Origin of the sequence: Tumebacillus sp. BK434, from assembly GCF_004340785.1 — a bacterium.
Lineage (GTDB): Bacteria > Bacillota > Bacilli > Tumebacillales > Tumebacillaceae > Tumebacillus_A.
Map to the genome: position 1 here is coordinate 651,443 of NZ_SLXS01000003.1, position 25,451 is coordinate 676,893.

Annotated in this window: 26 protein-coding genes; 4 read left to right on the forward strand and 22 right to left on the reverse strand. The window is 58.8% G+C overall.

What is annotated here, in order from left to right; genetic code table 11:
- Positions 1-37 precede the first annotated feature (37 nt).
- The 10 genes from EV586_RS11220 to EV586_RS11265 form a co-directional block, all read right to left on the reverse strand.
- On the reverse strand, positions 38-2,233 hold the full coding sequence (locus EV586_RS11220; RefSeq protein ID WP_132945180.1) for a Tex family protein: 2,196 nt from the start codon (positions 2,231-2,233) through the stop codon (positions 38-40).
- 125 nt (positions 2,234-2,358) lie between these two features.
- Positions 2,359-2,997: a phosphatase PAP2 family protein gene (locus EV586_RS11225; RefSeq protein ID WP_132945181.1), complete on the reverse strand. Its 639-nt coding sequence runs from the start codon at positions 2,995-2,997 to the stop codon at positions 2,359-2,361.
- 179 nt (positions 2,998-3,176) lie between these two features.
- Positions 3,177-4,190 (reverse strand): carbohydrate kinase family protein, encoded by a 1,014-nt coding sequence (locus tag EV586_RS11230; RefSeq protein ID WP_165898540.1) that lies wholly within the window; start codon positions 4,188-4,190, stop codon positions 3,177-3,179.
- 22 nt (positions 4,191-4,212) lie between these two features.
- Complete coding sequence (gene crcB / locus EV586_RS11235; protein ID WP_132945183.1) at positions 4,213-4,572, reverse strand: fluoride efflux transporter CrcB; 360 nt, start codon at positions 4,570-4,572, stop codon at positions 4,213-4,215.
- Positions 4,569-4,943, reverse strand: a complete 375-nt coding sequence (locus EV586_RS11240) for a fluoride efflux transporter FluC (RefSeq protein WP_132945184.1) — start codon at positions 4,941-4,943, stop codon at positions 4,569-4,571. The genes crcB and EV586_RS11240 overlap by 4 nt, the downstream gene beginning before the upstream one ends.
- A 15-nt stretch (positions 4,944-4,958) precedes the next feature.
- Entirely contained in the window at positions 4,959-5,753 is a 795-nt protein-coding gene (locus EV586_RS11245) for a class I SAM-dependent methyltransferase (RefSeq protein ID WP_132945185.1), read from the reverse strand.
- Positions 5,754-5,873: 120 nt separating this feature from the next.
- The gene (locus EV586_RS11250; RefSeq protein ID WP_165898541.1) at positions 5,874-7,385 is read right to left on the reverse strand and encodes a cohesin domain-containing protein; all 1,512 of its coding nucleotides are present in this window, start codon (positions 7,383-7,385) and stop codon (positions 5,874-5,876) included.
- A gap of 714 nt (positions 7,386-8,099) precedes the next feature.
- The gene (locus tag EV586_RS11255) at positions 8,100-8,465 is read right to left on the reverse strand and encodes a BsuPI-related putative proteinase inhibitor (protein ID WP_132945187.1); all 366 of its coding nucleotides are present in this window, start codon (positions 8,463-8,465) and stop codon (positions 8,100-8,102) included.
- Positions 8,466-8,539: 74 nt separating this feature from the next.
- The gene (locus EV586_RS11260) at positions 8,540-9,502 is read right to left on the reverse strand and encodes a cation diffusion facilitator family transporter (RefSeq protein WP_132945188.1); all 963 of its coding nucleotides are present in this window, start codon (positions 9,500-9,502) and stop codon (positions 8,540-8,542) included.
- 77 nt (positions 9,503-9,579) lie between these two features.
- Positions 9,580-10,881: a YqaA family protein gene (locus tag EV586_RS11265; RefSeq protein WP_165898542.1), complete on the reverse strand. Its 1,302-nt coding sequence runs from the start codon at positions 10,879-10,881 to the stop codon at positions 9,580-9,582.
- Positions 10,882-11,071: 190 nt separating this feature from the next.
- On the opposite strand from EV586_RS11265, the gene EV586_RS11270 reads away from it, so the two are divergent.
- On the forward strand, positions 11,072-11,326 hold the full coding sequence (locus tag EV586_RS11270; RefSeq protein WP_132945190.1) for a YuzB family protein: 255 nt from the start codon (positions 11,072-11,074) through the stop codon (positions 11,324-11,326).
- Between the two features lie 60 nt (positions 11,327-11,386).
- On the opposite strand, the gene EV586_RS11275 is transcribed toward EV586_RS11270, so the two are convergent.
- The 8 genes from EV586_RS11275 to EV586_RS11310 all read right to left on the reverse strand — a co-directional run bounded on the left by EV586_RS11275 (position 11,387) and on the right by EV586_RS11310 (position 18,544).
- Entirely contained in the window at positions 11,387-11,602 is a 216-nt protein-coding gene (locus EV586_RS11275; protein WP_165898543.1) for a DUF2922 domain-containing protein, read from the reverse strand.
- Between the two features lie 48 nt (positions 11,603-11,650).
- Positions 11,651-11,872 (reverse strand): DUF1659 domain-containing protein, encoded by a 222-nt coding sequence (locus EV586_RS11280; RefSeq protein ID WP_243653014.1) that lies wholly within the window; start codon positions 11,870-11,872, stop codon positions 11,651-11,653.
- A gap of 387 nt (positions 11,873-12,259) precedes the next feature.
- A complete protein-coding gene (locus tag EV586_RS11285) occupies positions 12,260-13,435 on the reverse strand; it encodes a M20 metallopeptidase family protein (protein ID WP_132945192.1) in 1,176 nt (391 codons plus the stop codon).
- Positions 13,436-13,534: 99 nt separating this feature from the next.
- Positions 13,535-14,248, reverse strand: coding sequence for a gamma-glutamyl-gamma-aminobutyrate hydrolase family protein (locus EV586_RS11290; protein ID WP_132945193.1), 714 nt, complete (start codon positions 14,246-14,248; stop codon positions 13,535-13,537).
- Between the two features lie 56 nt (positions 14,249-14,304).
- Complete coding sequence (locus EV586_RS11295) at positions 14,305-15,573, reverse strand: adenosylhomocysteinase (RefSeq protein ID WP_132945194.1); 1,269 nt, start codon at positions 15,571-15,573, stop codon at positions 14,305-14,307.
- A gap of 102 nt (positions 15,574-15,675) precedes the next feature.
- Entirely contained in the window at positions 15,676-16,779 is a 1,104-nt protein-coding gene (locus tag EV586_RS11300) for a GGDEF domain-containing protein (protein WP_132945195.1), read from the reverse strand.
- A 22-nt stretch (positions 16,780-16,801) separates the two neighbouring features.
- Positions 16,802-18,091 carry a ribonuclease H-like domain-containing protein gene (locus EV586_RS11305; RefSeq protein ID WP_132945196.1) on the reverse strand — a complete coding sequence of 430 codons (1,290 nt, stop codon included), beginning with the start codon at positions 18,089-18,091 and terminating at the stop codon, positions 16,802-16,804.
- Positions 18,092-18,163: 72 nt separating this feature from the next.
- A complete protein-coding gene (locus EV586_RS11310; RefSeq protein WP_132945197.1) occupies positions 18,164-18,544 on the reverse strand; it encodes a DUF309 domain-containing protein in 381 nt (126 codons plus the stop codon).
- A 62-nt stretch (positions 18,545-18,606) separates the two neighbouring features.
- Between EV586_RS11310 and EV586_RS11315 the strand changes: the two genes are divergently transcribed.
- On the forward strand, positions 18,607-18,870 hold the full coding sequence (locus EV586_RS11315) for a hypothetical protein (protein ID WP_132945198.1): 264 nt from the start codon (positions 18,607-18,609) through the stop codon (positions 18,868-18,870).
- A gap of 73 nt (positions 18,871-18,943) precedes the next feature.
- Here the strand turns inward: EV586_RS11315 and EV586_RS11320 are convergent, their stop codons facing one another.
- Positions 18,944-20,593, reverse strand: a complete 1,650-nt coding sequence (locus tag EV586_RS11320) for a glutamine--tRNA ligase/YqeY domain fusion protein (protein WP_132945199.1) — start codon at positions 20,591-20,593, stop codon at positions 18,944-18,946.
- A gap of 95 nt (positions 20,594-20,688) precedes the next feature.
- Complete coding sequence (locus EV586_RS11325; protein ID WP_132945200.1) at positions 20,689-21,297, reverse strand: kinase; 609 nt, start codon at positions 21,295-21,297, stop codon at positions 20,689-20,691.
- A gap of 150 nt (positions 21,298-21,447) precedes the next feature.
- Here EV586_RS11325 and EV586_RS11330 point away from each other — a divergent pair, with 150 nt between their 5' ends.
- Positions 21,448-21,567 carry a putative holin-like toxin gene (locus EV586_RS11330; RefSeq protein WP_132945201.1) on the forward strand — a complete coding sequence of 40 codons (120 nt, stop codon included), beginning with the start codon at positions 21,448-21,450 and terminating at the stop codon, positions 21,565-21,567.
- Between the two features lie 141 nt (positions 21,568-21,708).
- On the opposite strand, the gene EV586_RS11335 is transcribed toward EV586_RS11330, so the two are convergent.
- The gene (locus EV586_RS11335; protein ID WP_132945202.1) at positions 21,709-22,263 is read right to left on the reverse strand and encodes a P-loop nucleotide/nucleoside kinase family protein; all 555 of its coding nucleotides are present in this window, start codon (positions 22,261-22,263) and stop codon (positions 21,709-21,711) included.
- Positions 22,264-22,389: 126 nt separating this feature from the next.
- On the opposite strand from EV586_RS11335, the gene EV586_RS11340 reads away from it, so the two are divergent.
- Positions 22,390-24,174: an SLC13 family permease gene (locus EV586_RS11340; RefSeq protein ID WP_132945203.1), complete on the forward strand. Its 1,785-nt coding sequence runs from the start codon at positions 22,390-22,392 to the stop codon at positions 24,172-24,174.
- A gap of 52 nt (positions 24,175-24,226) precedes the next feature.
- On the opposite strand, the gene EV586_RS11345 is transcribed toward EV586_RS11340, so the two are convergent.
- Positions 24,227-25,411: an MFS transporter gene (locus EV586_RS11345; protein WP_243653015.1), complete on the reverse strand. Its 1,185-nt coding sequence runs from the start codon at positions 25,409-25,411 to the stop codon at positions 24,227-24,229.
- Positions 25,412-25,451 lie beyond the last annotated feature (40 nt).

Genomic DNA, 25,451 nt, shown 5'->3' on the forward strand with positions numbered 1-25,451 from the left:
AGATTTCACGCAAGTTGCAACAGTGTCAAATCAACGCTTACATCCCAAGCGCTTCCACTTCCGCTTTGACCCCTTTTGCGGTCAAGGCGATGCGCCCTTTTTTCAGGTCGACCGACAGGACTTTCACGTCGAGCACATCGCCGATCGCCACCACGTCCATCGGATGTTTGACAAAGCGGTCGGCCAGCGCCGAGATGTGCACCAGCCCGTCCTGCTTGACGCCGATGTCAACAAACGCGCCAAAATCGACCACGTTGCGCACCGTGCCTTTGAGGATCATGCCCGGCACCAGGTCTTCCATTTTCAGCACGTCGGTGCGGAACACCGGTTTGGGCATCTCGTCGCGCGGGTCGCGGCCCGGCTTCTGCAAGGCTTCTGCGATGTCGCGCAAGGTCGGCACGCCGACCCCGAGCTGCTCCGCCGCCTGTTCCAGATTCAGCTGCTGCAGGCTCGCCTTCAGCTCTTCCCTGCGGCGCGGGTCGGCGACGTGCTCCACTTTGAAGCCCAGCGTCTGCAAAAGCTGCTTGGCCGCCTCATACGACTCCGGGTGGATCGGCGTGTTGTCGAGCGGATTTTTGCCGCCCGCGATGCGCAGGAAGCCAACCGCCTGCTGGTACGTTTTCGGGCCCAGACGCGGCACTTTGCCGAGCTGCTTGCGGTCGGTGAACTTGCCGACCTCCTCGCGGTACAGGACCACGTTTTTCGCGACGGTCGCCGACAGACCGGAGATGTAGGAGAGCAGGGACGGCGACGCCGTGTTCAAGTCGACGCCGACCGAGTTGACCGCCGATTCGACGACGGCGGTCAGCTGCTCCTCGAGCCGCTTTTGCGAGACGTCATGCTGGTACTGCCCGACGCCGATCGACTTCGGATCGATCTTGACCAGTTCGGCCAGCGGGTCCTGCAGGCGGCGGCCGATCGAGATCGCCGAGCGCTCCGCCACATCCAGCTCGGGGAACTCCTCCCCGGCCAGCTTCGATGCCGAGTAAACGGACGCGCCCGCCTCGCTGACGATCAGATAGACGAGGCCCGGATGCTTCGCTTTGACCGCTTGGATCAGGTCGGCGACAAACATTTCCGTCTCGCGCGACGCCGTGCCGTTGCCGATCGTGATCACCTCCACGCCGTGCTTGTCGATCAGCCCTGTGAAGATCCGCTTCGCCTCTTCGACTTTGTTCATCGGCGGGGTCGGGTAGGTGACGGCGATGTCGAGGACTTTGCCCGTCTCGTCGATCACCGCGACCTTGCAGCCGGTGCGGTAGGCCGGGTCGACGGCGAGCACCGTCTTGCCTTTGATCGGCGGCTGCAGGAGCAGATTTTTCAAATTTTGCGCGAAGACTTTGATCGCCTGCTCTTCGGCCGCCTCGGTCAGCATCGCGCGGATCTCCCGCTCGATCGACGGGGCGATCAGGCGCTTGTAGCTGTCTTCGAGCGCGAGGCGCAGGTGCTCGCTGGCGTTCGTCGGCTTCTTCGGCAGGTGCGATTGCTCCAGCACGCGCTGGATGTCGCCGCCCGGCGCCAGGATCGAGATGCGCAGCGCCTCTTCCTTCTCGCCGCGGTTCATCGCCAGCACGCGGTGCGGCGGGATCTTGTCCAGCGGTTCTTCATGCTCGGCATATTGCGCGTACACGTCGCGCTCTTCGTCGCCTTTGCCAGTCGCCGCGCTTTTGATCGCCCCTTTGCGGCGGGTCAGCTCGCGGATCTTCTGCCGGGTCGGCGCGGCGTCCGCCACGTCCTCGGCGAAAATGTCCAACGCGCCCTGCAGCGCTTCCTCGGCGCTGGCGACGCCGCGATCCGCCTCGACATAGCGGGCCGCTTCCTGTAGCACGTCGCCGCGCCCGTCCTCGACCAGCCACTCGGCAAAGGGTTCCAGCCCTTTTTCCCGCGCCACGCTGGCCCGCGTCTTGCGCTTCGGACGATAAGGACGGTAGATGTCCTCCAGCTCGGTCAGGCTGTTCGCGCGCTCGATCGCCTGCGCCAGTTCCGGCGTCAGCTTCTCCTGCTCATCGATCAGGCGGTGCACTTCAGCGCGGCGGTCGGCGAGGTTGCGCAGCGCTTGCAGCCGCTCCTGGATGCTGCGCAGCTGGTTTTCATCCAGCTCTCCGGTCATCTCTTTGCGGTAGCGGGCGATGAACGGGATCGTATTGCCTTCATCGAGCAGCCCGGTCACGGCAGTCACCTGCTGCGGACGGAGCTTGAGTTCGCTTGCGATCACTTTGGAAAAATCGGTCATATGTACGAAGTACCTCCTGTGCCTTGCAGCATTGTTACTTACTGTTTCGTTCCCTTGCCAGTCAATTCCTATCTTGCTCCGAATTGGACATACTCTTGCCAAAACCATGCAAAAAGACGGAGCGCTCAGGACGCTTCCGTCTTTTTCTGCTGATAATACCAAACGGCAAAAGTGAGCAGGCTGGCCCCGCCCAAAAAGCCGCCGACCACATCGCTCGGATAATGGACGCCAAGATAGATCCGCGACGTGCCGATCAGCAGCACCATCGCGATGCAGACGAGCAGCAGCGCGGTGCGCCACAACTTGTTCTCCACTTTCAGCCAGATCAAAAAGCCGAGGATACCGTACAAAGCAAACGCCGACATCGAGTGTCCGCTCGGGTAGGAAAAACCGTCCGCGTGCACCAGCGGATTGAGTTCGGGACGCACGCGCTGGAACACATTTTTGAGCAGGAAGTTGAACACGCCCGACGAGATCACCACCGCCAGAAACAGCGCCAATTCCATCCGTGAACTGCCGAGGTGATAGAGCAAGAACAACGCCGTCAGCGAGATCGCCGCCACGGTGGCCGCATCGCCGATCGTCGTAAACAAGACCATGACTTGGGTGGCCAGATCGGAGTGCCACCCGTTGACCAGATCGATCACCCAGCTGTCAAACCCGACGACCCGGTCCCAGTGAATCAGCTGCGCAATCGCCAGCAGACCTGCCAAGGCGAGCACGCTGAGAAAAAAAGCTTTCGTCAACTGCAGATTCAGCCGCACGAAACGCACCTCGCTCTCTGTAGATCGAAACCTCTCTTAAATTATACGGACAAACACAACAAAGAAAACCCCGGAATGAATTTCCGAGGTTTTTGTCATCACTTTGTCATTTCCTGCAAATACAGCTCAGGCTGCAGCCCGTCCAGCTCGATCACAAACGCCGTCAATGCGAAACAGCTTCATCGCTTCCCCGCCTCTTTCACGTTTTGGCGGCGTCGTCCCGCGTACATGAACTCGTACACTTCCTGCTTCGTCGGCAGGGCGGGGATCGCGCCGAGGCGGGATACGGTCAGCGCGCCGACCGCGTTGGCATAGCGGGCCATCTCTTCGATCTCTTCCGGGATCGACAGCGAGTAGTCGAGCGAGCGCCCCTGCACGCGGTCGACCAGCTGGCGCAGGAAGCCGGCCACAAAGCCGTCGCCCGCCCCGGTCGCATCGACCGTCGGCACGCGAAACGGCAGCACGCGGGCCTGCAAGTCTTGCGTTTTGTAAAAAACGCCCTTCTCAGCGAGCGTCACGAAGACGATCTTCGGCCCCAGCGCCAGCAGCGCAGCAGCCCCTTGCTCCACGTTCGACGTGCCGGTGAGGAACTCCATCTCCTCTTCGCTGACTTTCAGTACATCGGACAATGAAGCTGTCTCGCGCACCTTCGCCCGCCCTTCCTCTTCGCGCCCGCGCCACAGCCCCAGCCGAAAATTGACGTCAAAGGAGACGATCACGCCGTGCTCGCGGGCGATCTTTTGCGCTTTTACCGTCGCGGCGAACGCTTCCGGGAGCAGCTGCGTCACCGAGCCGATGTGGATGACGCGCGCCTGTTTGATCAGGTCTGCGTCGATGTCCGCTTCCTGCAGCAGCATGTCGGCTGACGGGTTGCGGTAAAAGTGAAAATGGCGGTCGCCCATCCCGTCGATCGCGACGAAGGCCAGACCTGTCTTCGCCTCATCGGTGCGCACGCAGCCATCCGTCTGCACACCGTAGCTTTGCAAAGTCTGGATCAGGTAATCTCCGAACGGGTCGGTGCTGAATTTGCCGAGAAACGCGGCGCGGCCCCCGAGCTTGGCGACGCCGACCGCCACGTTGGCAGGCGCGCCGCCGGCCGCCTTGTGAAAGCCGGGCACCCGGTCCAAGGTGATGCCCGTCTCCTGCGGCATAAAGTCGATGATCATCTCACCGATCGAAAGCACATCATACATGCAGAACCCTCCGATCCTCTCATTAGCCTCCAGTATACCACGCAAAGCCCAGCCCTGCCGCCAGCATACCGGCCAGCGCCGAGCCGAGCACATAGCAGAGCGCCATCCCTTTGCGCCCCTGCTCAAGCAGCGTCACCGCTTCCACGCCAAACGTGGAAAACGTCGTAAACGCTCCCAAGAGCCCGGTGCCGAGCAACCAGCGCCAAGGCCCGTCCTCCGTGGCGGCGAACAGCAGACCCAAACAAAACGACCCGAGCAGATTGATCAGAAACGTCGGCAGCGGAAACGCGTTGCGCCACATTTTCAAGATCAACCGCCCGAGTCCATAGCGCAGCGGCGCACCGATCGCACCGCCGAGCAGCGTCAACAGCCACATCGTCATGAAACTCCCCCCGCCTTTCGCGCCTTCCTGGCAGCCAGCGTCCCGCACCAGGCGAGGCAGACGCCGCCGACCAGACTGCCTGCCGCATACAGCGCCGCCTGCAGCCAGAGCCCTTTATGCAAAAAGCTGAGCGTCTCGACGCTGAACGTGGAGAAAGTGGTGAAGCCGCCGAGCACGCCGGCCGAGATGCCGAGGCGCAACGGCTCCGGCAGCCGCCCGCCAGCCGTGTACGGAAGAAAAAAGCCGAGCAGCAAGCAGCCCAGCCCGTTGATGCCAAGCGTCGTCCAGGCCCCGAACGGCAGCAGGAGGCCGGTGAGCAGGCGCAGCAGCGCGCCCAGCGCGCCGCCGAAGATCAAAGCGCCGTAGATCACACAGGTCGCCCCTTTCTACTCGGTCGCTTTGACCGCTTTCCAGATCGTCCAGCGGTCCTGTTCCAAGACTTCCTGCATGCCGCGAAACAGCATCTGCTCCTGAATGTGGGCGACCAGTTCCTGCAGCTCCGGATCGCTCAGCTCATGCAGGATCGAGCGTCCGGTGCGGGTGAGCAGGTCGGCGGCCAAGTCTTCCAGATCGGGATAGACCTTGCGCGTCTCCCACAGCTTGTGCTCCTCGACGATCTGGAACCCGGCGGTGCGGAGCGACTCGACCATCGTCGCGCTGCTGTGGCGGCGTCTCGTCTCCCGCTCGATCAACCGCGGGTAAAGCTCGAAAAAATAGCCGCGCAGGTTCGTCTCGCTGCCCGGCATGAGACAGTCTTCCGGCGTGCGGTTCTGCACGAGCAGCGTGCCGCCCGGGCGCAGGATGCGCAAAGATTCCGCAAAGCTCGGCACGAGATCCTCCACCTTGAGATGATGAGTCAGCGCCCGCTTCAGCACGATGTCGCAGGCCGCGTCGGCCAGCCCCGTCGCGAGCGCGTTCCCGTTGTAGTAGGCAATCTGCGGATAGCCGACCGTCTGCGTGCGCGCCCCGGCCAGCATTTCCAGCGAAAAATCAACCCCGGTCACCTGCCCCGCCCCCAGATGAGCAAATGCCCGCGTATAGATGCCGCCGCCGCAACCGATATCGACCGCATGCCGGCCCCGCACTTCGACCAGCTTTTCAATCATTGCCGTCCAGGAAACGTCTGCGTGACGGCGCGTATAGGTAAAGCGGTTTTTCTCCGCATGAAAATCGATCGCCATGATAGGTCCCCTCCACCTGAAATCCGCAACTCATTCTTATTCTTATCTTCCTAGTTTACCACTTTTAGGAACAAAAAAGATACGGACATCTGTGGAAGATGTCCGTATCGAAGAGAAGAATTATCGTTGTACGACCTCAAGTCCAGCACCTTGTTCCGTAGCGTTAAAATCTGCACCGTACCAATTGCCGACCCATGCGCTGTCGAGCGGCATGCTCAAGTTCACCCAGCCGCTTGCCCCCTCTTTCACTTTGAAGGTCAGCTTGATCAACTGGGTTCTTTCTCCCGGGTTCAGATCTTCCGTCTGGCCGGTGTTGGCGAGCACGAAACGCAGTTTGCCTGGTACTGAGGAGTCTTGCTTGACAATTTTTACACCGGCGCGGACAGGAACCGCTTCGACAAACTCCAACTTGTTGGTGTCAAAAGTAACCGTCGCGTCTTCCGCTTGCATGTTGCCGTAGTTATGCACGATCAAACTCGCGTCGAACGTTTCGCCCTGCGCCACATTCCATGCACCGCCCGCCGCTGCGTCGACGCGGGTGATGTCAAGGCCGACAGCCGGCGAAGCTCCGATTTTCGAGAACATCTCCATCTCGCCGACGCCTACATAAGAAGCGTTGTTCGATGCGGAGATGTTGATGCGGTACTTGTCGTACGCCACATTGTTCTCGAAGGTAAACTCTTGTTTATTTCCGGTCACCCAGTTGGTGACTCCTTGTTTCGAATCGAGGACCACCCAGCTTTGGTTCCAGCCGTCCCAGCCTTCGAACGTCCAGTCTTTCGGCATATACGACTCAAATCCGGTATGCAATTGCCAGAGCAGCGAATATTTGTTGACCGGCATCTGGCGGATGCGCAGGTCATACTCCAGCCAGCCGGACGGAACTTTCGTTCCGGCGTTCCAGTAGAAGCCGGACGTTGTGTCGCCGTCAAATGCGAATTTCGGCTGATAATAGTTGTAGTTCCAATGCGAACTGCTCGCCCGCGCAGAGCCGCCTTGGGTCAAGTCCATCGAGTAGCCGTAACCGCCGTCCGCAATGACCGGCTTTTGGATCAGACCGGCGATCAAAGCGAGGTCGGTGTCGTCGACCAGCTCATCGCCGTTTACATCCGCAAAACTCATCAGATGCGTGTAGGAGCCGTATGTCGAAGCGGCCATCGCCAGGTCGGCCACAGTGATGTACCCGTCCAGGTTCACGTCGCCCACTTTGTAGGTAAGCGCGATATTTTCGCCGCCGAAAATGACGGGGAGCACATTTCCTGCGCTGTCGGTCGCGAAACCGGCCGACGTTTCGATGCGGGCTGTCTTGTTGACCGCCCGGGACTTCATGGCGATTTTAAACATCCGCGTTTCTGCCGTCGTGCTGAAAGTTGCACCGCTGCTGGACAGCTTGACTTTGATCTGACCTGGCGTACTGGTATCGGTAGACAGAATCGTGAAGCCAGGCTCCGGGGTGATCTCGCCGAGGAAGAAGGCCTCTTGGTCATAAGAGACGGTCACTTCCTCTGTCTTCAACCCGGTCGCATTGCGGGAGACCACGTAGGCGTCCACGTCCTCAATGCCATAGAGGCTGGAATCGGAGACGTCGACATCAAACTGCACAGTCGGCGTGGTCGGCAAGGATGCCATCATTTCAATTTCGCCGATGCCAGATAATGTATACGTTGAGTTTGACTTGGTGTATTTTATACGGTACGACTTATAACTTCGCGTGTTCGAGAACGTGAATTCCTTCTTCTCAGAGCCGCTCCAATCTGTCACGTTCGTACGTGAGTCCAGCACCACCCATACGTTTGTCACCGTATCTAGAGCCTCGAAGGTCCAATCTCTTGGCATGTAGTGTTGCCAGCCGGTTAAAGCAGACCAGCGCATCGTATATTTGGTAATCGTTTGAGGTTGCGCAAACTCATAACCAATATGACCAGTCGGCGCATTTGCATTCCAATAATTTGTGTCGATGACGTTATCGAATGCGTTACGGGCCAGATAACAAGTCTTGCATACTAACGTATTGGTAAATTCATCGCTAAAAAGTATCGTTCCGTTCGGAGATCCTTGCGGCCCCGTCAAATCCTCTGTGTACGAACCTGCCGCCATCGTGAAATTTGCCGGAATCAATACGCCTGCCATCACTGCAGCACTTGCAAAAAGCTTGATCGCTTTCATGTCAGTACCTCCTGATCGATCATTTTTAAAACATAAAATCACAGTGCACTAAACAATAAAACCTAACCACACCTTAATGATAGGTCACACCGAGACTTGAATCAAGAATAAATTCACATTTTATGCCAATTACATAAAAACAGGCACCCGCCCTTGGGTGCCTGTTCCACTTTCGTCCACCTATCCAACTCTGCCGGTCAATTCGATCTTCGTTTCCGCCCGCTCGCCCGTGCCGATGATCCAGCCTTTTAGCGTGACGGGGCCGCGGGGGACCGTGCGGCCGCGGAGGTCGGTCTGCTTCCAGTCCGCCTTGAACACCCGCGAGTCGCCCGGCTGGATCACGAGCGTGGTCAGCACTTGGGCGAACAGGCGGTCATGGCTCCACTGCCAGAGCGTCTGTCCGTCCCGTTCTGCCGTCACGTCAAAGCGCTGCGCCGTGTAAAAACGGTACTCGCGCGCCTCTTTGCCGTCGTTTTGCAAGAGCAGGGTGATCAGCACCGTTTCCTCGGGACGATAGGCCGTTTTATCTGTGCGGATGATGAGCATCAAAAGTTCCTCCGTTTCCAAGAGTCCTTTTTAAATCAATACTCATCACCCTGCATCTTTAGCACGTACATGTGTCAGACATGCGCTTCTTCCGGGTTCCAGTCCCGCACATCGTTGTCTTCCAAGATCCCGATCGTCGCGTCGGCGATGTCCGGATCGGCGGTCAGCTTGTATTGGATGCGCAGCTTCACATCGTCCGCGTCGGCCAGCGACATCCCTTTGCGCAGCTCGACATACGCTTCCACGTGGTAGTAGCGCCCTTCCTGCAAAATGCGCATCTTGTTGATGTCGACCGCTTCCGGGTCGCTCAGGATGATCGCGGCGACTTTGTCCTCGACCACCTTCGGCGCGGCGACGCCGATCAAGCCGACCATGTTGTCGTAGCCGACGCGAAACGCCACCAGCAGCAGCAGGCAGGCGATGGCGATCGCCGCATAGCCTTCCAGCGCGTAAAAGCCGGTCAGCGGCGCCAGCACCACCGCCACCATGGCCAAAAATGCGCCCAAGGTCGCCACGCAGTCCTCATAAAAGACCAGCCGGGTCGGCGGCGCGGCCAGGCGCAGATGTTTCACCGCTTTCATCGGCAGAAGGCCCGGCTCCTGCTCCATCCGCGCTTCATAGACGATCTCTTTCATCGCTTTGATTAAGATGAAGCCGTCGACGATGATCGAGACGACCAGCAGCGATGCGTTCAGCCAGATCTCGCCCGACACTTTCGGGTGATGGATGATCTCCCAGCCTTTTTCGATCGTCTCCACCGCCATGATCGTCACCACGATCACCGCGACCATCACAAATACGTTGATCACCCGGCCGAAACCGGTCGGAAAGCGCTTGGTCGGCTTTTTCTCCGCCAGCACGCTGCCGCCGTAGACGAAGCCTTGGTTGACCGCGTCGGCCACCGAGTGCATCGCCGACGCGTACATCGCGCTGCTTCCGCTGTAAGCGGCCGCCGAGCCTTTGAGCAGCGCCAGCAGCGTATTGCCCGTGGCGGCGATCAGCGAAGAGGTGTTGCCCCGCTTCAAGAGTTCTAACATTCGCGTTCGCTCCCTCTCTGTTGCTTGTCCTTATCATAACTAAAAAGAGAGCCGGCTAATCGGCTCTCTTCTTCGGCTTACTCATGTGTGATTTTAAACTTCCCCCGCTCTACCGCACGGTAGACAATCCGTGTGATCAGACAGCCGATCATCCAGAGGATGCCTGCCGTCAAGCCGCCCATCGTTGAGGACAGCGAGTAATTGCCGATCAGTACCGGCGACAACGGGGCGATGATGATCAGCGAGAATGCGACCAAAAGCCCGAGGATGCGTGCCCACCACGATTTCTGCGTTTGCCAGACGATGTAGGCGAGCGACGTGTACAGGACGATCGCCGCCATCACCTGACCGCTTGGCAGGTTCGGCAGCACCGGCAGCGTATCGGTCACTTCCAGCAGCATGTCGACGGTGGTCTCCACCGAAGTCGGGAAGAAGTAGCGGAACGATACCTGGATCAGCAGCATGCCGATCACAAGCCCGGAGAACAGGCGCATCTTCGTCGATTTGCGCAGATGAAACAAGAGGACGAACGAGACGAACAGGTAGCCGAGAATCACGACCGGCACGGAGAACGCCCAGTCGACCACTTTGGCCGGGAACCCCCAGGTCGGATGGAGCGTCTGCTGCACCCACTGGAGTGTGATGTCGTCAAACTTCTGCAGGAAATCGGACACCACATCGCCGGCAAACGTGGCGACGATCAGCGAAGCGAGAATCCCGAGGGCCAGGAACGTCGCGCCGCGGCGCGACCCGCGCTTGAGCGGGGTCAGAAAGTCTTTGCGAAAAAAGGTGACCAGCCCGGCCAGGCGTTCGCGCAGCCAAGTGCCTTTTTTCGACTTGAGGTAGTACCACAGCACGGCCAGTCCGACGAGGACGAGCAGGCCGATCAAAAACTGCATCTCCAAGCCTTCCGGAATCTTGATCACGCCGATCTGGCGCACGAGCAGCACCAGCCCGAAAAAGCGCACGCCGCGCCCGATCAAGGCGCCGATCATCAGCGGAATCCGCTTCATCTGGAACACGCCGGCGGCGATCGTAAACAGCTTGAACGGCAGCGGGATCAGACCGGCGACGACGATCGCCCAGATGCCCCAGTGCTGGAACATGCGTTGGACTTTCTCCAAGCGCTGCTCCGACATGAACTTCCGCAAGATCGGATAGCCTGCCTTAGAGCCGATAAAATGTCCGAACATAGAACCAAACACAGACCCTGCCACCGCGATCGCGCCATACAGAAAGCCCAGATCGGGAGACGCGCCGGTCAGCGGGATCAAAATCAAGTCAGGTGCGACGGGGAGAAACGAAGCTTCAGCGAGTGAGACGATCAACAAACCGATCCAACCGTAGTTCATCAACATATCCATGATCCAGTGGAACATAGTCATTCCCCCTCCTTCACACAGCCGTATAAAATTATCGAAATTTTGCAACTTCGATGAGATTCGACACGTTTCTTTCTTATTGTATCACCTTTTAAGGGGCCAATACATAGCGATTCTTACCTTTTTTTTGTGTTACAATACCCTTGGGAATTAGCCTTCCCAAAAAGGACTGGAAGGATGAACCGCCATGAGCCGAAAAATTAATAAAGTCGATGTGTGCATCGGCAACCTCGACAAGGGAACCGACTGGGTCATCGAGCAGTTGAAGGCCGAACACCCCGATCTCGAAGGTCAGCGCTGGGGCTGCCTCGGCAACTGCGGCGACTGCTACAAGCGCCCGTTTGTCCTCGCCGACGACCGCTGGCTGTATGAAGCCAAGACCAAAGAAGAACTCCTCGACAAAATCCGTCCTGATATGAATATAGAAGACTCTACCAAATAGTATGACAAAAAACCGCCTGTCGTGAGGGACAGGCGGTTTTTTGTGCGTTTGACGCGTGGGCTAGATCGCGATGTCGGCGATCTCCGTCTCGACGATGCGGGCGGACGACTTGCCGATCAGCCGGCCTTGGGCGAATCCGAAGACGCCTTTTTGCAGGATCAGGTCCATCACGGCGCTGACGTTCGCCGAGGTGATACCCGGCTTCGGTTCCGGGATCGCGATTTTGACTTTCTTGTTCATGTCGGTCAGGAAATACAGTTCGAGTTCGCGTTTCATGAGGGTCACCTCCGGAAGTTTTGAGCAGCTGAGCATCTGTTCGGCCGGCTAGATGCGGACGAGGTCTTCGCGGTCGACGCGCTGGATGAAATGCAGGCGCCAGGCCGACAGCGAGGCCAGCGCTTCGCCGATCTGGTACAGGTCGTCCGGTGTAACGGTCGGCAGCACGCGCGGGTAGGACTTGTCTTTGTACACCCCGTTGCCCGCTTCATCTGTGCCCGCCTGCAGGCGGAGCACCATGCTGGAGAAACCTTGGTTGATGTCGATCATGACTGTTGCCCTCCTCTTGGGTGGTGTTGGTTGGTACACCCTTTCTATGCAACGAAGCAGCAACTTCGGGGACAAGCGTATACGAAAAAGCTCCAGCCAGTTGAAGTCTGGCTGGAGCTTGCATCGAGATGAGCGATTAGCAGCCTGCTGCAGCGCCACCGTAGTAGCCCGGAACGAGCAGGAAGAACAGGACGAAGATGATCAGGAACACTACCGCCCAACGAGTGTATGAGCCGAATGCACCGTACATGGAACAGACCCCCCTTCAGAGCTGGGTTTCAACGTTCCCCCAAGGTGTTCCCTTGAGTTAGTACAGTAGATGCTGTTGTCCCGTTTTTTGTACAGGGCATCTGCCTCACATCCGGCCAAAAAGGGCGTTTGCCCAGATCAGCGCGACAGGTACGTCAGCACCCCGGCCGTCAGCAGCTGTACCCCGAGCGGCAACACGCGCTCGTCGATGTCAAACGCCGGATGGTGCACGTTGTAATCGGCGACCAATGGCTCGGGATGCTTGCAGCCGAGGAAGGTGAAGCACCCGGGCACCTTTTGCAGAAAATAGGCAAAATCTTCACCTGACATCTGCGGCGGCACATCGAGCACGCGACCTTCGCCCAACAGCTCGACGCCCACTTCGCGCATCAGGCTGGCCGCTTCCACATGGTTGATCAGCACCGGATACTTGAACTGGTAATCCAGCTCATACTCAGCGCCAAAACCGGCGGTGATGCCGCCGATGATGCTGTCGATGCGCTTGGGCAGCTCTTCGCGCAGCAAGGGGTCGAACGTGCGCACCGTGCCGGTCAGCTCCACGCTGTCGGCGATGACGTTGCTTTTCGTGCCCCCTTGGATCGTGCCGATCGACAGCACCGCCGTCTGCGCCGGATCGACCGCGCGGGAGACGATCTGCTGCAGGGCGATGACGACTTGCGCCGCGATCGGGATCGCGTCGAGCGCCATGTGCGGGTAAGCGGCATGGCCGCCAATGCCACGGATCGTCACGCGGAACTCATCGGCCGACGCCATCACCGGCCCCGGCGAGACGCCGACGATGCCGACCGGCGCGACCGGTGCCATGTGGATGCCAAACGCCATGTCCACACCGTCCAGCACCCCCGCTTCGATCATCGGCGCCGCGCCTCCCGGACCTTCCTCGGCCGGCTGGAAGATGAACAAGACGTCGCCTGCGAGCTGCTCGCGCAGCTCCGACAGCATCGTCGCCGCCCCCAGCACGATCGTCGTGTGCGCATCATGCCCGCAGGCGTGCATCTTCCCCGGCACCTGGCTTGCGTAGTCGCAAGTCTTGAGATCTTGAATCGGCAGCGCATCCAGATCGGCGCGCAGCGCTACCGTCTTGCCCGGACGCCCGCCGCGCAGCCGCCCGACCACGCCGGTCCGGGCGATCCCGGTCTGGACTTCCAGCCCCAGCTCCGTCAGCCAATCGGCGACGATCCGGCTCGTCCGCACCTCTTCATACCCCAGCTCGGGATGCCTGTGCAGATCCCGTCTCGTCTCCACCAATTTCGGGTACAGCTCCTGCGCTTTCTGTGCGATCCACTCTTTCACCTTCGCCCGACCTCCGTTCACTCTTTTACTTTTTCATAATTCTATTATATGTGATTGCAAGAAAAAAGACCTCCCTCAGGAGGTCTCATTTCGGTATCTTTACTTGCAGGCCGCCACAAACGCTTCGAACAGGCGAAGCACCGTCGCGTCTTTGCGCCACATGTTCTCCGGGTGCCATTGCACGCCGAGCAGGAACGGGCCGTGCGGACGCTCGATTGCTTCGATCACCCCGTCGTCGGCGACACCCGACACGATCAGCCCCGGCGCTGCGTCACGCACCGCCTGATGGTGGTAGGTGTTGGTGCGGATGCGGGTCGCGCCAAAGATCTCATGAAGCTTGGTGCCTTCCTTCACGTTGACGTGATGCGCGCCGAACCAACGCGGCGCCTTCTGGCTGTGCTGGAACAGCGCGCCTTCCTTTTGCGACGGGAGATCCTGGTAGATCGTGCCGCCGAGCAGGATGTTGATCACCTGCACACCGCGGCAGATGCCGAGCACCGGCTTGCCCTGCTTTTGCATCTCGTCAAACAGGATCGCTTCCAGCCAGTCGCGCTCCGGGCACATTTCCCCGTTGCCCGGCACCGGCTGTTCCCCGAACAGAGTCGGGTCCATGTCGACCCCGCCGCCGAGCAGCAGGCCGTCTACCTTCTGCGCCAGAGCGCGGACTTGCTCTTCCTTCTCCAAAAACGGAACGGCGAGCGGAACCGCACCGGCTTCAGCCAGGGCATTGGTGTAGCCTTCCCCGACGAAAACACCCGCCACTTCCCGCGAATAAGGGTGCAAATACCCGGTCACCCCGATCAATGGTTGCATGGTTGTTGCTCCTCTCCCTGTTCGACCAGCCTTGTTGGTTGGGATTCGACTCCCGCTTACTCCGCCCAGGAGTCGAGGTATCGCTCCTGCTCTTCGGACAGCTTGTCGATGCCCACGCCCCACGTTTGCAGGCGCAGGTTGGCGACGTATTTGTCCATCTCTTCCGGCACGGAGTAGACGTGCGGGTCGAGGTTCTTGCCTTCTTCGACGATCCAGCGCAGGCCCATCGCCTGCAGCGCAAACGTCATATCCATCACTTCAGCCGGGTGGCCGTCGCCGGCTGCCAGGTTGACGAGGCGGCCTTCTGCCAGCAGGAACACGCGGCGGCCGTCCTTAAAGGTGAACTCTTCGATGTTCTTGCGCACTTCACGCACGCCCGTCGACAGCGCGTGCAGATCCGGTTTGGAGATCTCCACGTCGAAGTGACCGGCGTTGCAGAGGATCGCGCCGTCTTTCATCACTTCGAAAGCGTCTTTCGTAATGCAGTCTTTGTTGCCGGTCACGGTGACGAAGAAGTCGCCGTGCTTCGCCGCTTCGACGATCGGCATCACTTCGTGGCCGTCCATGATCGCTTCCACCGCTTTGATCGGGTCGATCTCGGTGACGATGACGCGGGCGCCGAGGCCTTTCGCGCGCATCGCCACGCCTTTGCCGCACCAGCCGTAGCCGACGACGACTGCCGTTTTGCCTGCCACGACAAGGTTGGTCGTGCGCATGATGCCGTCCCAGACAGACTGGCCGGTGCCGTAGCGGTTGTCGAACAGGTATTTGCAGAACGCATCGTTGACGGCGACCATCGGGAACTGCAGCGCGCCTTCTTTATCGAGCGCTTTCAGGCGCAGGATGCCGGTCGTGGTCTCTTCGCAGCCGCCGATGATGTTTTTCATCAGATCAGCGCGGTTCGGATCGCTGTGCAGGGTGGAGACGAGGTCACCGCCGTCGTCGATGATCGCGTCCGGACCGAAGTCGAGCGCTTTGTTGATGTGATCCATGTACTCTTCATGCGAGCAGCCGTGGATCGCATAGCAGGTGATGCCGCGCTCGACGAGCGCCGCCACCACATCGTCCTGGGTGGAGAGCACGTTCGATGCGCACATCGCCACATCGGCGCCGCCCGCTTTTACCAGCAGGCCGAGGTAAGCGGTCTTCGCTTCCAAGTGCAGGCAGATGACGATCTTTTTGCCTTTGAACGGCAGATCTTTTTCGAACTGTTCCTTCAAAGTATTCAAAAGCGGCATGTGCTGCGCTACCCAGTCGATTTTCAAATGACCGGACGGAGCGAGGTTGATGTCTTTGATGATCGAGTTCTGAAGCGCTGTGGACATGGAAAAATCACCTCTATGTAAATGATTTGTTTTCACAATACACCAATCTTATTGTACTACAAAAAGCCGATTTCTCCCAAACGGGAAAAATCGACCCTGCACTCACCCGGCGCTGACCGTGCGGTTGCGCCCTCGTTGTTTCGCCTGATACAGACGTTCATCCGCTTTCGTCTTCATCCTGTCACCGCGCGACTCCTCGTGCGTCGCCACCCCGATCGAGACGGTGACCCGCACGTGATACCCTTGCGAAGTGACGATCTCCTCCTCTTCGATCGCGATACGCACGCGCTCGGCGATCTCGCTCGCCGCCTGCTTGCCGAGATGCGGGAAGACGATCATAAATTCTTCGCCGCCATAGCGGCCGACCCGGTCGTACGAGCGCACGTTGTTTTGAATCAGTTGGGCGACCTGCTGCAAGACCTCATCGCCCGCTTCGTGCCCGTAGCTGTCGTTGACCTGCTTGAAATGGTCGATGTCGATCAGCGCCACCGACAGCTCGCCGTCGGAGCGCGCCGCGATCGTCAGCTGCTCTTCCATCGTGCGGTCGAGCATGCGCCGGTTCTGCAGGCCGGTCAGGAAATCGGTCTCCGCCGTCTCCCGCAGCTCGGTGTGCACGCGCATCTCGCGGAAGATCACGCGATAGGTGAAGACCATCGCGATCATGGTCACGATGTGCACGATGAACACGGTCGCCGCAAACTGCTGCATGAAGTCGATCATCGGCATCGCGCCGACGAGACCGGCCATGATGATGTTGATCACGCTGCCGACGATGGTGATCGTCCAAGCCCGCGTGCGGAACGGCTGGTCCTTCAGCCACAGCGAGTTGAGGAAGCCGATCACCACCGCGATCGCGAGCAAGTTCAACAGCGAGGCAAACGCGCCGGCGTTGACGGAGATGCCGAAGCGGAGCGCCACGATCAGCGCGGCCGTCGCAAACGGTGCCCACGGCAGGTAGCGCTTGCTCCAGATGAACATCAGCAACAGCGGCACGATCCGCGTGTCGACGATCGCGCCGTTTTCCAATTTATAAGCAAAGAGCATCGATAACAGTCCGGCTAAGCCATGAACGATGATCCCATACACCGTGCGATACCGCTCTGATTTACCTTCGACATACATGATATAGATGTAATGCTGCAAAAAGACGAAAGCAATCATCACGGAAGCATTGGTGACCATAGCTCCAAGAAAAGTACCCGTCAACAAACAAAGTGCCTCCTCACTTCTACAATCCCAATTCCCCTCTTGCAACTCCCCCGCCGCATTTCTTCAACAGCCGTTGCCGACGGTAGCTGAGCTCGTGCAGCTCGTGATCAAGCCGCACGGAACGCAGCGCGGCACGCCTGCTTTGCACGACTTCGAGCGTCTCATTCGTAAGTTGAAGCGCCCGCGCATAATCCCGCGCCTTGTGCTCGTAGTATTTCGCCAGCTCGATGCGCGGCGCGGTCTGCCACATGCCGCTGCCATCCAACAGGTCGTGCCACAGCAAAACGGCCTTGTCATACTGCCCCCGCCTTTTGTAAAACAGCGACAGTTTCCAAAGCGCTTCCGAAGCGTAATCCTGCTCTTCCATCCGGGACACCTTGACCAGACAGGCGACGCTGGAGTCGCTTTTTTCCCATTCGTCATACCAGCGGGAGAGGCCAAACAGCTCCTCCGGATGCGATGCCATCTGCAAAGGCTGTTCCACTAAAAGTCCAATATGCGCAGATAGAGTTGCCAGCGTCAAGATATCATGTACATTGTGCGTAAAGATCCCGGTCAGCGGCCGGGCATCCCCGTCCGTCTGATAGGCAAAATACAATTCCGGCGCCATCTTGCCCGGCGTGTCATCTTCGCGGGCAAACCCGAGCACTTCCTGTTCCAGCGTGATCAGTTTGCAGTTCTTGAGCACCTTTTTCCACAACCGCCGCGCCGGCGGGAGCAGGTCGAGGTGCAGCACCGGTGCCAGCTGCAGCCGGGCCAAGGTAAAGCGGGTCTCCAGCAGCTTCCAGTCGAACCCCTTGCCGTTAAACGACACCATCACTTCGAAGCGCTGCAGCAGTTCGGACAGGGCGTGGAGCACCGCCCGCTCTTCCGCATAATTGCGCAAGAAATACTGACGCACGATCAATTCATCGTCTTCGTAAAAGCCGATCCCGAACAAAAAGATAAAGTTTCCGGCCCCCGAACCGAGCCCGGTCGTCTCCGTGTCAAAAAAGCAGACTTTCCCCCAGTCGGCGGGACCGTCTTTGATCTTGCAGACTCCATATAGCACCGAAAGCGGAAGGTGGCGGGTACGGGCGAGCGGATAATGGCCGTGCAGCGACAGGACATCAAAGCGCACATCGCGGTAGTAGCACATTCCATACGGCGTCGCTTGTTCCACGCCCGGCAGCGCCCGTTCCACCGCCGTCTCCGGCAGTTCATCGGTCAGCGCCTCCGCTTCCTGCACCATCTGTTCCAGCTTGACTTCCGCATCCCCAAGCGCCAGATCCTTCTTGTAGCTCTTCAGCCGGTCTCGCAAACTCCGCATCCCAACCCTCCTTCCGATTCTAAACGCAATTTGACAAACTACAATTCGACACAAATATCAAACGTCCTTTTATTAAATAATTTCCACAATTCCCAGAGATAAATAGTTAATTCCATATTGCGGGTACGTGCCCGGCGTGATGTAGGCGTCTGCGGGCAGTTGGTGCAGTTGCGCGGTAAATTCGCTGCGCAGCCGCTGCATGTCGATGCCTTGGTAGACGTCCGGCAGCCGTTCCAAGACGGGGAAGCAGAAGCCGTACAGTTTGCGAAAGCCGTTCATGTAGCCTTGGTTCAGCTTGAACTGGGCGGTGGCGACCTGCACCAGCGCTTTGTAATACGACTTCAGCGGCTCTTCCGATTCGGCTTTCCACGCTTCCTCGAAGACCTCGTGGCACTCGTAAAAATCGCGTTCTTCATTAAAGAGCCGCACAAACTCGCGGGTGATCTCGTTCATGAGTTGCCCTCCCTTTGACCATACTGAGATGGTAACGATTCCTAAGTAAAGGTGGATTCCAGATGCCCATCACCGTTGTCCATGAATTCCTGCGCGAAAACGAAAACGGCATGGTCCTGACCCTGTACCTCTCCCGCGCCGACCAAGACGTCGAGTTCGCCGCCGAGCTCGGCCGCATGGAAAACCCGGTCGACGACCGCTACCTCTATTCGTATATCAAACGCAACCACCCCAACACCCCGATCAACCACGTCCAGATCGTCAACTGGGATGCCCAAGTGACCACACTTTCGTATATGAGCATCATGGCCGGTGTACGGCCGTAACCCCACAAAACCTGATTATACCAAAAACAAAGACGACCCGCTTCACACGAGCCGCCCTTTTTTCCATAGAATTCTAGATCTTAAACGAACTTTTCAGAGAGACGATCAAATTGAACACTTTATGATCGGCCGTGCTGTGCTTCGGATCGACATTGAAATAGCCATGACGGAAGAATTGGAACTTGTCCTGCGGCTGTGCATCTTTCAGGCCGCTCTCGACATAACCGTTCACCACTTCCAGCGAGTTCGGGTTGATGCGCTCCAGCAAATCGGTGTCGCCGTCTTTCTCGTCGGTCAGCAGCGAATCGTAGAGGCGGAACTCCGCCGGAACTGCGCTTTGTGCATCGACCCAGTGGATCGTGCCTTTGACTTTGCGGCCGGTGAAGCCGCTGCCGCTTTTCGTCTCCGGGTCGTAGGTGCAGTGCAGTTCGACCACGTTGCCGTTGTCATCTTTGATCACGTCGTTGCACTTGATGAAGTAGGCGTTCTTCAAGCGGACTTCATTGCCCGGGTACAGGCGGTGATACTTCGCCGGCGGCACTTCCATAAAGTCGTCCTGCTCGATGTAGATCTCGCGCGAGAACGGAATCTGCTTCGTGCCCATCTCCGGCACTTCCGCGTTCACTTCCGCTTCCAGCATTTCCACGCTGTCTTCCGGGTAGTTGGTGATCACCACTTTCAGCGGGCGGATCACGCCCATCGTGCGCGGTGCCTTCAGCTTGAGGTCTTCGCGGATGTAGTGTTCAAGCATTTTGTAATCGACTTCGCCGCTGCCAACCCCAACGCCCAGATCGCGGACAAAGGTGCGGATCGCTTCCGGCGTGAACCCGCGGCGGCGCACCCCGGAGATCGTCGGCATGCGCGGGTCATCCCAGCCGTCGACCACGCCTTCATCGACCAGGCGCTTCAAGAAGCGTTTGCTCATGATCGTCTGAGACAGGTTCAGGCGGCCGAATTCGTACTGGCGCGAGATGTGCGGCATCTCACATTCGCGGATCACCCAGTCGTACAGCGGGCGCTGGTCCCGGAACTCCAGCGAGCAGAGCGAGTGCGACACGCCTTCGATCGAATCTTCCAGCGGATGGGCGAAGGCGTACATCGGGTAGATGCACCATTTGTCGCCCGTGTTGTGGTGCGTGACGTGCGAGATGCGGTAGATGACCGGGTCGCGCAGGTTGATGTTCGGCGACGCCATGTCGATCTTCGCGCGCAGAACGCGGGAGCCGTCCGGGAATTCGCCTTGGCGCATGCGGTCGAACAGATCGAGGTTCTCTTCGACGGAGCGGTCGCGGAACGGCGAGTTTTGGCCCGGCTCGGTCAGCGTGCCGCGCGTTTGGCGGATCTCGTCGGCCGATTGGTCGTCGACGTAGGCGAGACCTTTTTTGATGAGCAGCACGGCGCGGTTGTACATTTCGTCAAAGTAATCGGACGCGAAAAACAGCCCGTCCCATTGGAAGCCGAGCCAGGCCACGTCTTCCTTGATCGCGTTGACGTACTCGACATCTTCCTTCAGCGGATTCGTGTCGTCAAAGCGCAGGTTGGTCTTGCCTTTGTAGTCCTTGGCGATCTCAAAATTGATGCAGATCGCCTTGGCATGTCCGATATGCAGATAGCCGTTCGGTTCCGGCGGAAAGCGGGTGACGATCGTCTCGACATTGCCCGTCTCCAAGTCTTCCGCGATAATCTCCCTGATAAAGTCGGAAGAGTTCGATGTAGTTTCCATGGTATCACCTTTCCGTATGCACTGAAGTCACCAATAGTTTGCTTCTATCATACAAAAAAAGCGGGGTCAAGGGAAAGTTGTATTTTTTAAACGCTCTATTCAGACAATTCCCTGATGAAATCGGCCCTTGCCAGTGGCTGTTCCGTCTGCAGATAATGGTCTTCAGCCGCCCAGTAGCGTCTTTTGTAGAGATCGATGCGCGCCGGATCGTGCAGGTCCTGCCCGCCGCGCTTCGTGACGCGTGCAAAGCGGACCTCGCGCGGGCAGTCGATGTACACCATGTAGTCGAAGAAGCCCCGCCATTCCTTCCGCTGCAGGTAGACCCCTTCGACGATCAAAATGCCATCCTGCGGCACGGTGAATGTCTGTGGATGCACCGCGTCCCCGGCGGAGTCATACACGTCCAGCTCCAGCTGCCGATCTCCGCGCACCCACGCCCGGAACACGTTTTCCGCGATGCTTTCGGCGTCCCATTGCAAGGTGTAGTGCTCGTACCATTCCGGCTGTCCCGTGTGATAGCGTCGCTCGCGCACCGTGATCAAGTCATCCACATGCAGCACCGCCGTCTCGATGCCGCGCCGTTCCAACTCCGCCGCCAGCCCCTGCACCAGCGTCGTTTTCCCCGCCCCGCTCAAGCCGTCAATGCCCAGCAGGAGGCGCAGGTCGGGGTGTTTTTTGCTGAGGATTTCGTCTATGAAAGTCATTCTTCCCACCGCCTGATTGATAAAATAGTAACTTCCGCCTAAAGAACACCTGTTCCGAATTTGTTTCCGCTGTGATAGAATACAACCAACACAATTGAATATGGCTCCTCAAGGGTGATCGGCTCATCCCCTCAGAAAGGGGGTGAGAGAATGTCGGCACATGAAGTGATTTCGCTCATGCTCCAGTTTGGGTTGTTCCTCGTAGCAGCGCTTTCGCTGGTCGTGACCATCATGAAACACATGTCTGACAGTCAAAATAAAAAGAAATAGATCGCCTCTTGAGTGTTCGGAGCTCTGGCGATCTATTTCGCGTTCCAACTATGAGCCGACACCCTTCGAGGGTATCAGTTGTGTCAATCGACCGTAGGTGTTACAGCACCTATGGTCTTTTCTTATCTTACGCTTGCAGGGTTATTTTAACACAAAGCCATTTTCTTCTTCAACTCTCTCCGCTACATACCTCAGCACTTCTCCTAGATAGCTCTCCAACGCCTGTGACGTATCCACCACCAGGCACTTCACATCTGCCGGTTTCTTGCTTCCTGCAAACGCTTTGCGAAACGCTGCTTCCGACGGGACGCGGTCGTTCTGGCTGATCATGCGCTCCCGGGTCTGCAGGCGGTGGTCCACTTCCCGGATGTCATCGAGGACGCACTCGACATATCGATAGGTAGCGCGGTGCTTCTGTGCGAGCGCCGTGCCCCGTTCGACCATCACGTCATACAAACACGGGCTGTCGAGGATCACGCTCTGCCCCTGGGCGAGGTGAAAATCGATCAGCGCCCACTCGATCTCATAGGACATCTTCCCGGCCAGCCCCGCGTCGAGGTCGGCCGGTCCGGACTGGAGCAGAGCCGATTTGACGAGATCGTGGTCGATCACCACCGCCCCGGCCGCTTGGCCGACCGCCCGGGCCAGCGTTGATTTGCCGGAGCCGGGGACGCCCGACATCTGCAGAAAAAACATGCGCTCAACTCCCTTGTGATGAATCCTTTTATTGTATCAGAAATAAAATAGCAGAGAGCCTCTATAGATCCGTCCGACTAAAAAATGACAACTTTTTCGAATTCCTACTAAAAAGGGGGTTTCTGAATGAGCATACCGGACCTGACTCCAGGAGCTTGGCAGACACTCTCCATTCTCTTGATCGTACTCCTGCTGCTCGTCACCAACAAAGTCCGCATCGACGTGATCGGGATCTTCATCCTCCTCGCGCTCGGCCTCGGCGGACTCGTACAGGAAAAAGACCTCTGGGCCGGCTTCGGCAGCGAAGCGGTGATCGTGATCGCCGCCATGCTGGCGATCGGCGAAGCGCTGGTGCGCACCGGCATCGCCGACCGTTTGGCGGTCTGGATGACGCGCATCGGCGGGCGCAGCGAACGGCGTCTGATGCCGGTGATGATGATCCTCGTCGGCCTGCTCTCGGCCTTCATCTCCGACCTCGCCATCGTCGCCGTCTTCCTGCCGGTCGTGCTCGGCTTCGAACAGCGCTACAAGATCCCGGCCTCGCGCATGCTGCTGCCGCTGGCGCTGTCCTCGACGCTGGGCCTGTTCACCATCGTCGGCTCCTCCTCGATCATCGTCGCCAACCACGCCTTGGTCGAAGCGGGCCAGCCCTCACTGTCCCTGTTTTCGGTCGCGCCGCTCGGGTTCGCCTTGCTGACGCTTGGCACCTTGTATGTCGTGCTCTGCAGACGCTGGGTGCTGCCCACTGTCACCGGGGAAACGGAGCAGTCACGCCCCTCGATCGGCGTCCCTGAATATCTGACCGAACTGCTGGTCACCGAAACGTCCGGCTGGCACGGGCAAAAGCTGAAAGACATCTCGTTCCTCAAAGAAAATGGCCTGAACATCATCCGCATCCTGCGCGAAGACTCGGTCTACCGCGTCCGCGCCGCCACCGTGCTGCACCGCGGCGACATCCTGCTCGTCACCGCCTCCCGCGATGACCTGCTGAAACTGCGCTCCACGCCGGACGTCTCCGTGCAAAAGGAAGTCCAGCGCTCGCTGGAAGAGCAGGACATCCATCTGGCCGGAGAGGTGATCGTCCGCAGCGGGTCCGATTTTGTCGGGCGCACCTTGCAGGAATTGCGCTTCCGGGAAAAATTCGACGTGACAGTCGTCGCCATCTACCGCGACGGGCATGCCATCTCCCGGTCGCTCGCGTCCACCCGGCTGCGCATCGGTGATATGCTGCTCCTGCAAGGGGCGCGGGACAGCATGCACGAGCTGAGCGAAGACACCGGCCTGATCATGATCTCCCAGACCTCGCACAATCCGCAGACGCGGAAAAAAGGGCCCTTCGCGCTGCTCGTCCTCGCGCTGATGCTCCTGCTCTCAGCGACCGAAACCTTGCCGATCTCCATCGCGGCCGTGCTGGCCGTCGGGCTGCTCGTGCTGTTCCAGATCATGAGCATGAACTCGGTGTACCGCTCCATCGAATGGCACATCCTCGTCTTCGTGGCGGCGATGATCCCACTGTCGACGGCGATGAAAGAGACCGGGCTGATCGACTTAATGAGCCAGAGCATCGTCAGCGGCTTCGGCAGCCTCAGCCCGTACGCGCTGCTCGCCGCCACCTTCTGGCTTGGCGCGCTGATCACGCAGGTGCTGTCCAACACCGCGACCGCCCTGCTCCTCGCCCCCGTGGTGATCTCCGCCGCCACGGCGATGGGCATCAGCCCCGTCCCGCTGATCCTCAGCCTGATCACCGGCGTCAACGCCTCCCCGCTCACCTACATCGCGCACAAAGTCTACCTCGTCGTGATGGCGCCGGGTGGCTACCGGTTCCGCGACTATGTGAAATTTGGCGTCCCGATGACCCTGATCACCTTCGCCGTCACCATGCTGCTCGTGCCGCTGGTCTGGCCTTTCTAAATGCATACAAAAAGGCGGCTCGCAACGCTCTGCGAGCCGCCTTTGCTGCTGATTAATGCCCGGCTTCCACCCGATCGACATGTTCAACATGCTTGATGTTCAACGCGATAAACACGACCGAAGCCAGCACAAACGCCCCGCCGACGAGGAATGGCACGTGCGGATTGTACCACTCGGCCAGTTTGCCCGCCAAAAACGGCGCGATCGCCCCGCCGATGAAACGCAAGAAGCTGTACGCCGCCGACGCGGTGGAACGCTCGACCGGCGCGGCGTTCATCACCGCCGTGGTGATCAGGGTGTTGTTGTTGCCGAGCAAAGCCCCGGCAAACACCACACAGGCGATGGTCACCCATTGCAGGTCCGTCCAGATCCCCATCACGACGAGCACGAGGGCAAACAGCGTCAGCATCGCGCCCATCGACTTGACCGTGCCGAAGCGCCGCTGCAGCTTCGGCGCCATGAACACCGAAGTGACGGCCAGCAAGATGCCCCAACCGAGGAACACGAAGCCCAGGCCATGCTCATCCAGCCCGAGCACAAACGGCGCGTAGGCCAGCAGCGTAAAGAAGCCGAAATTGTACAAACAAGCGGTCAGACCAAACACAAAAAGCGAGCGATGCTTCATCGCCCGGAACGGTTCAAGCAGCGAAGTCTTCTTTTGGGACGCCTGGCCCGCCTGTTTAGGCATCATCACCAGCAAAAACACAAACGCGGCCGCCATCAGCACCGCCACGCCCAGAAACGGCCCGCGCCACGACATCGCGCCCAGCCAGCCGCCGAGCAGCGGTCCGACGGAGATGCCAAGCCCAATCGCCGCCTCATATAAAATGATCGCTTGCGCCGTCCCGCTGTTCGACAGCGTCACGATCGCCGTCAGCGCCGTCGCCACAAACAGCGCGTTGCCTAAACCCCAGCCGCCGCGCAGCGCCACCAGCGTCCCGATGTCATTGGAAAAGCCGCCGAGCGCCGAAAACAGGGCGATGGTGATCACCCCTGCCAGCAGCGTGCCTTTGATGCCCCATCGCGACGAGACCACCCCGGTGATCAGCATCGCGACGGCCATCACCGCATTATAACTGGTAAACAATAAGGTCACTTGACTTTGCGAAGCATGCAGCTTGCTCGCAATGGCGGGCAAAATCGGGTCGACCAGCCCAATCCCCATAAACGCGATGATCCCGGCGAAAAACACCGCCCACACCGCTTTTGGCTGTTTCAACAGGCTGTCCTGTGCCATGATGTTACCCTCCTGAAATTTAGTTGTATAATACAAATAG

What these genes read in the sequence shown, in the direction of transcription:
- EV586_RS11320 (WP_132945199.1), bottom strand. Translation starts at nt 20,593, where the DNA reads ATGGAAACTACATCGAACTCTTCCGACTTTATCAGGGAGATTATCGCG.
- EV586_RS11270 (WP_132945190.1), top strand. Translation starts at nt 11,072, where the DNA reads ATGAGCCGAAAAATTAATAAAGTCGATGTGTGCATCGGCAACCTCGAC.
- EV586_RS11335 (WP_132945202.1), bottom strand. Translation starts at nt 22,263, where the DNA reads ATGTTTTTTCTGCAGATGTCGGGCGTCCCCGGCTCCGGCAAATCAACG.
- EV586_RS11260 (WP_132945188.1), bottom strand. Translation starts at nt 9,502, where the DNA reads ATGTTAGAACTCTTGAAGCGGGGCAACACCTCTTCGCTGATCGCCGCC.
- EV586_RS11345 (WP_243653015.1), bottom strand. Translation starts at nt 25,411, where the DNA reads ATGGCACAGGACAGCCTGTTGAAACAGCCAAAAGCGGTGTGGGCGGTG.
- EV586_RS11230 (WP_165898540.1), bottom strand. Translation starts at nt 4,190, where the DNA reads ATGTATGATGTGCTTTCGATCGGTGAGATGATCATCGACTTTATGCCG.
- EV586_RS11275 (WP_165898543.1), bottom strand. Translation starts at nt 11,602, where the DNA reads ATGAAACGCGAACTCGAACTGTATTTCCTGACCGACATGAACAAGAAA.
- EV586_RS11255 (WP_132945187.1), bottom strand. Translation starts at nt 8,465, where the DNA reads ATGCTCATCATCCGCACAGATAAAACGGCCTATCGTCCCGAGGAAACG.
- crcB (WP_132945183.1), bottom strand. Translation starts at nt 4,572, where the DNA reads ATGACGATGTGGCTGTTGACGCTGCTCGGCGGTGCGATCGGTGCGCCG.
- EV586_RS11325 (WP_132945200.1), bottom strand. Translation starts at nt 21,297, where the DNA reads ATGACTTTCATAGACGAAATCCTCAGCAAAAAACACCCCGACCTGCGC.
- EV586_RS11280 (WP_243653014.1), bottom strand. Translation starts at nt 11,872, where the DNA reads ATGATCGACATCAACCAAGGTTTCTCCAGCATGGTGCTCCGCCTGCAG.
- EV586_RS11265 (WP_165898542.1), bottom strand. Translation starts at nt 10,881, where the DNA reads ATGTTCCACTGGATCATGGATATGTTGATGAACTACGGTTGGATCGGT.
- EV586_RS11220 (WP_132945180.1), bottom strand. Translation starts at nt 2,233, where the DNA reads ATGACCGATTTTTCCAAAGTGATCGCAAGCGAACTCAAGCTCCGTCCG.
- EV586_RS11305 (WP_132945196.1), bottom strand. Translation starts at nt 18,091, where the DNA reads ATGCGGAGTTTGCGAGACCGGCTGAAGAGCTACAAGAAGGATCTGGCG.
- EV586_RS11295 (WP_132945194.1), bottom strand. Translation starts at nt 15,573, where the DNA reads ATGTCCACAGCGCTTCAGAACTCGATCATCAAAGACATCAACCTCGCT.
- EV586_RS11310 (WP_132945197.1), bottom strand. Translation starts at nt 18,544, where the DNA reads ATGAACGAGATCACCCGCGAGTTTGTGCGGCTCTTTAATGAAGAACGC.
- EV586_RS11245 (WP_132945185.1), bottom strand. Translation starts at nt 5,753, where the DNA reads ATGGCGATCGATTTTCATGCGGAGAAAAACCGCTTTACCTATACGCGC.
- EV586_RS11290 (WP_132945193.1), bottom strand. Translation starts at nt 14,248, where the DNA reads ATGCAACCATTGATCGGGGTGACCGGGTATTTGCACCCTTATTCGCGG.
- EV586_RS11330 (WP_132945201.1), top strand. Translation starts at nt 21,448, where the DNA reads ATGTCGGCACATGAAGTGATTTCGCTCATGCTCCAGTTTGGGTTGTTC.
- EV586_RS11250 (WP_165898541.1), bottom strand. Translation starts at nt 7,385, where the DNA reads ATGATGGCATCCTTGCCGACCACGCCGACTGTGCAGTTTGATGTCGAC.
- EV586_RS11315 (WP_132945198.1), top strand. Translation starts at nt 18,607, where the DNA reads ATGCCCATCACCGTTGTCCATGAATTCCTGCGCGAAAACGAAAACGGC.
- EV586_RS11340 (WP_132945203.1), top strand. Translation starts at nt 22,390, where the DNA reads ATGAGCATACCGGACCTGACTCCAGGAGCTTGGCAGACACTCTCCATT.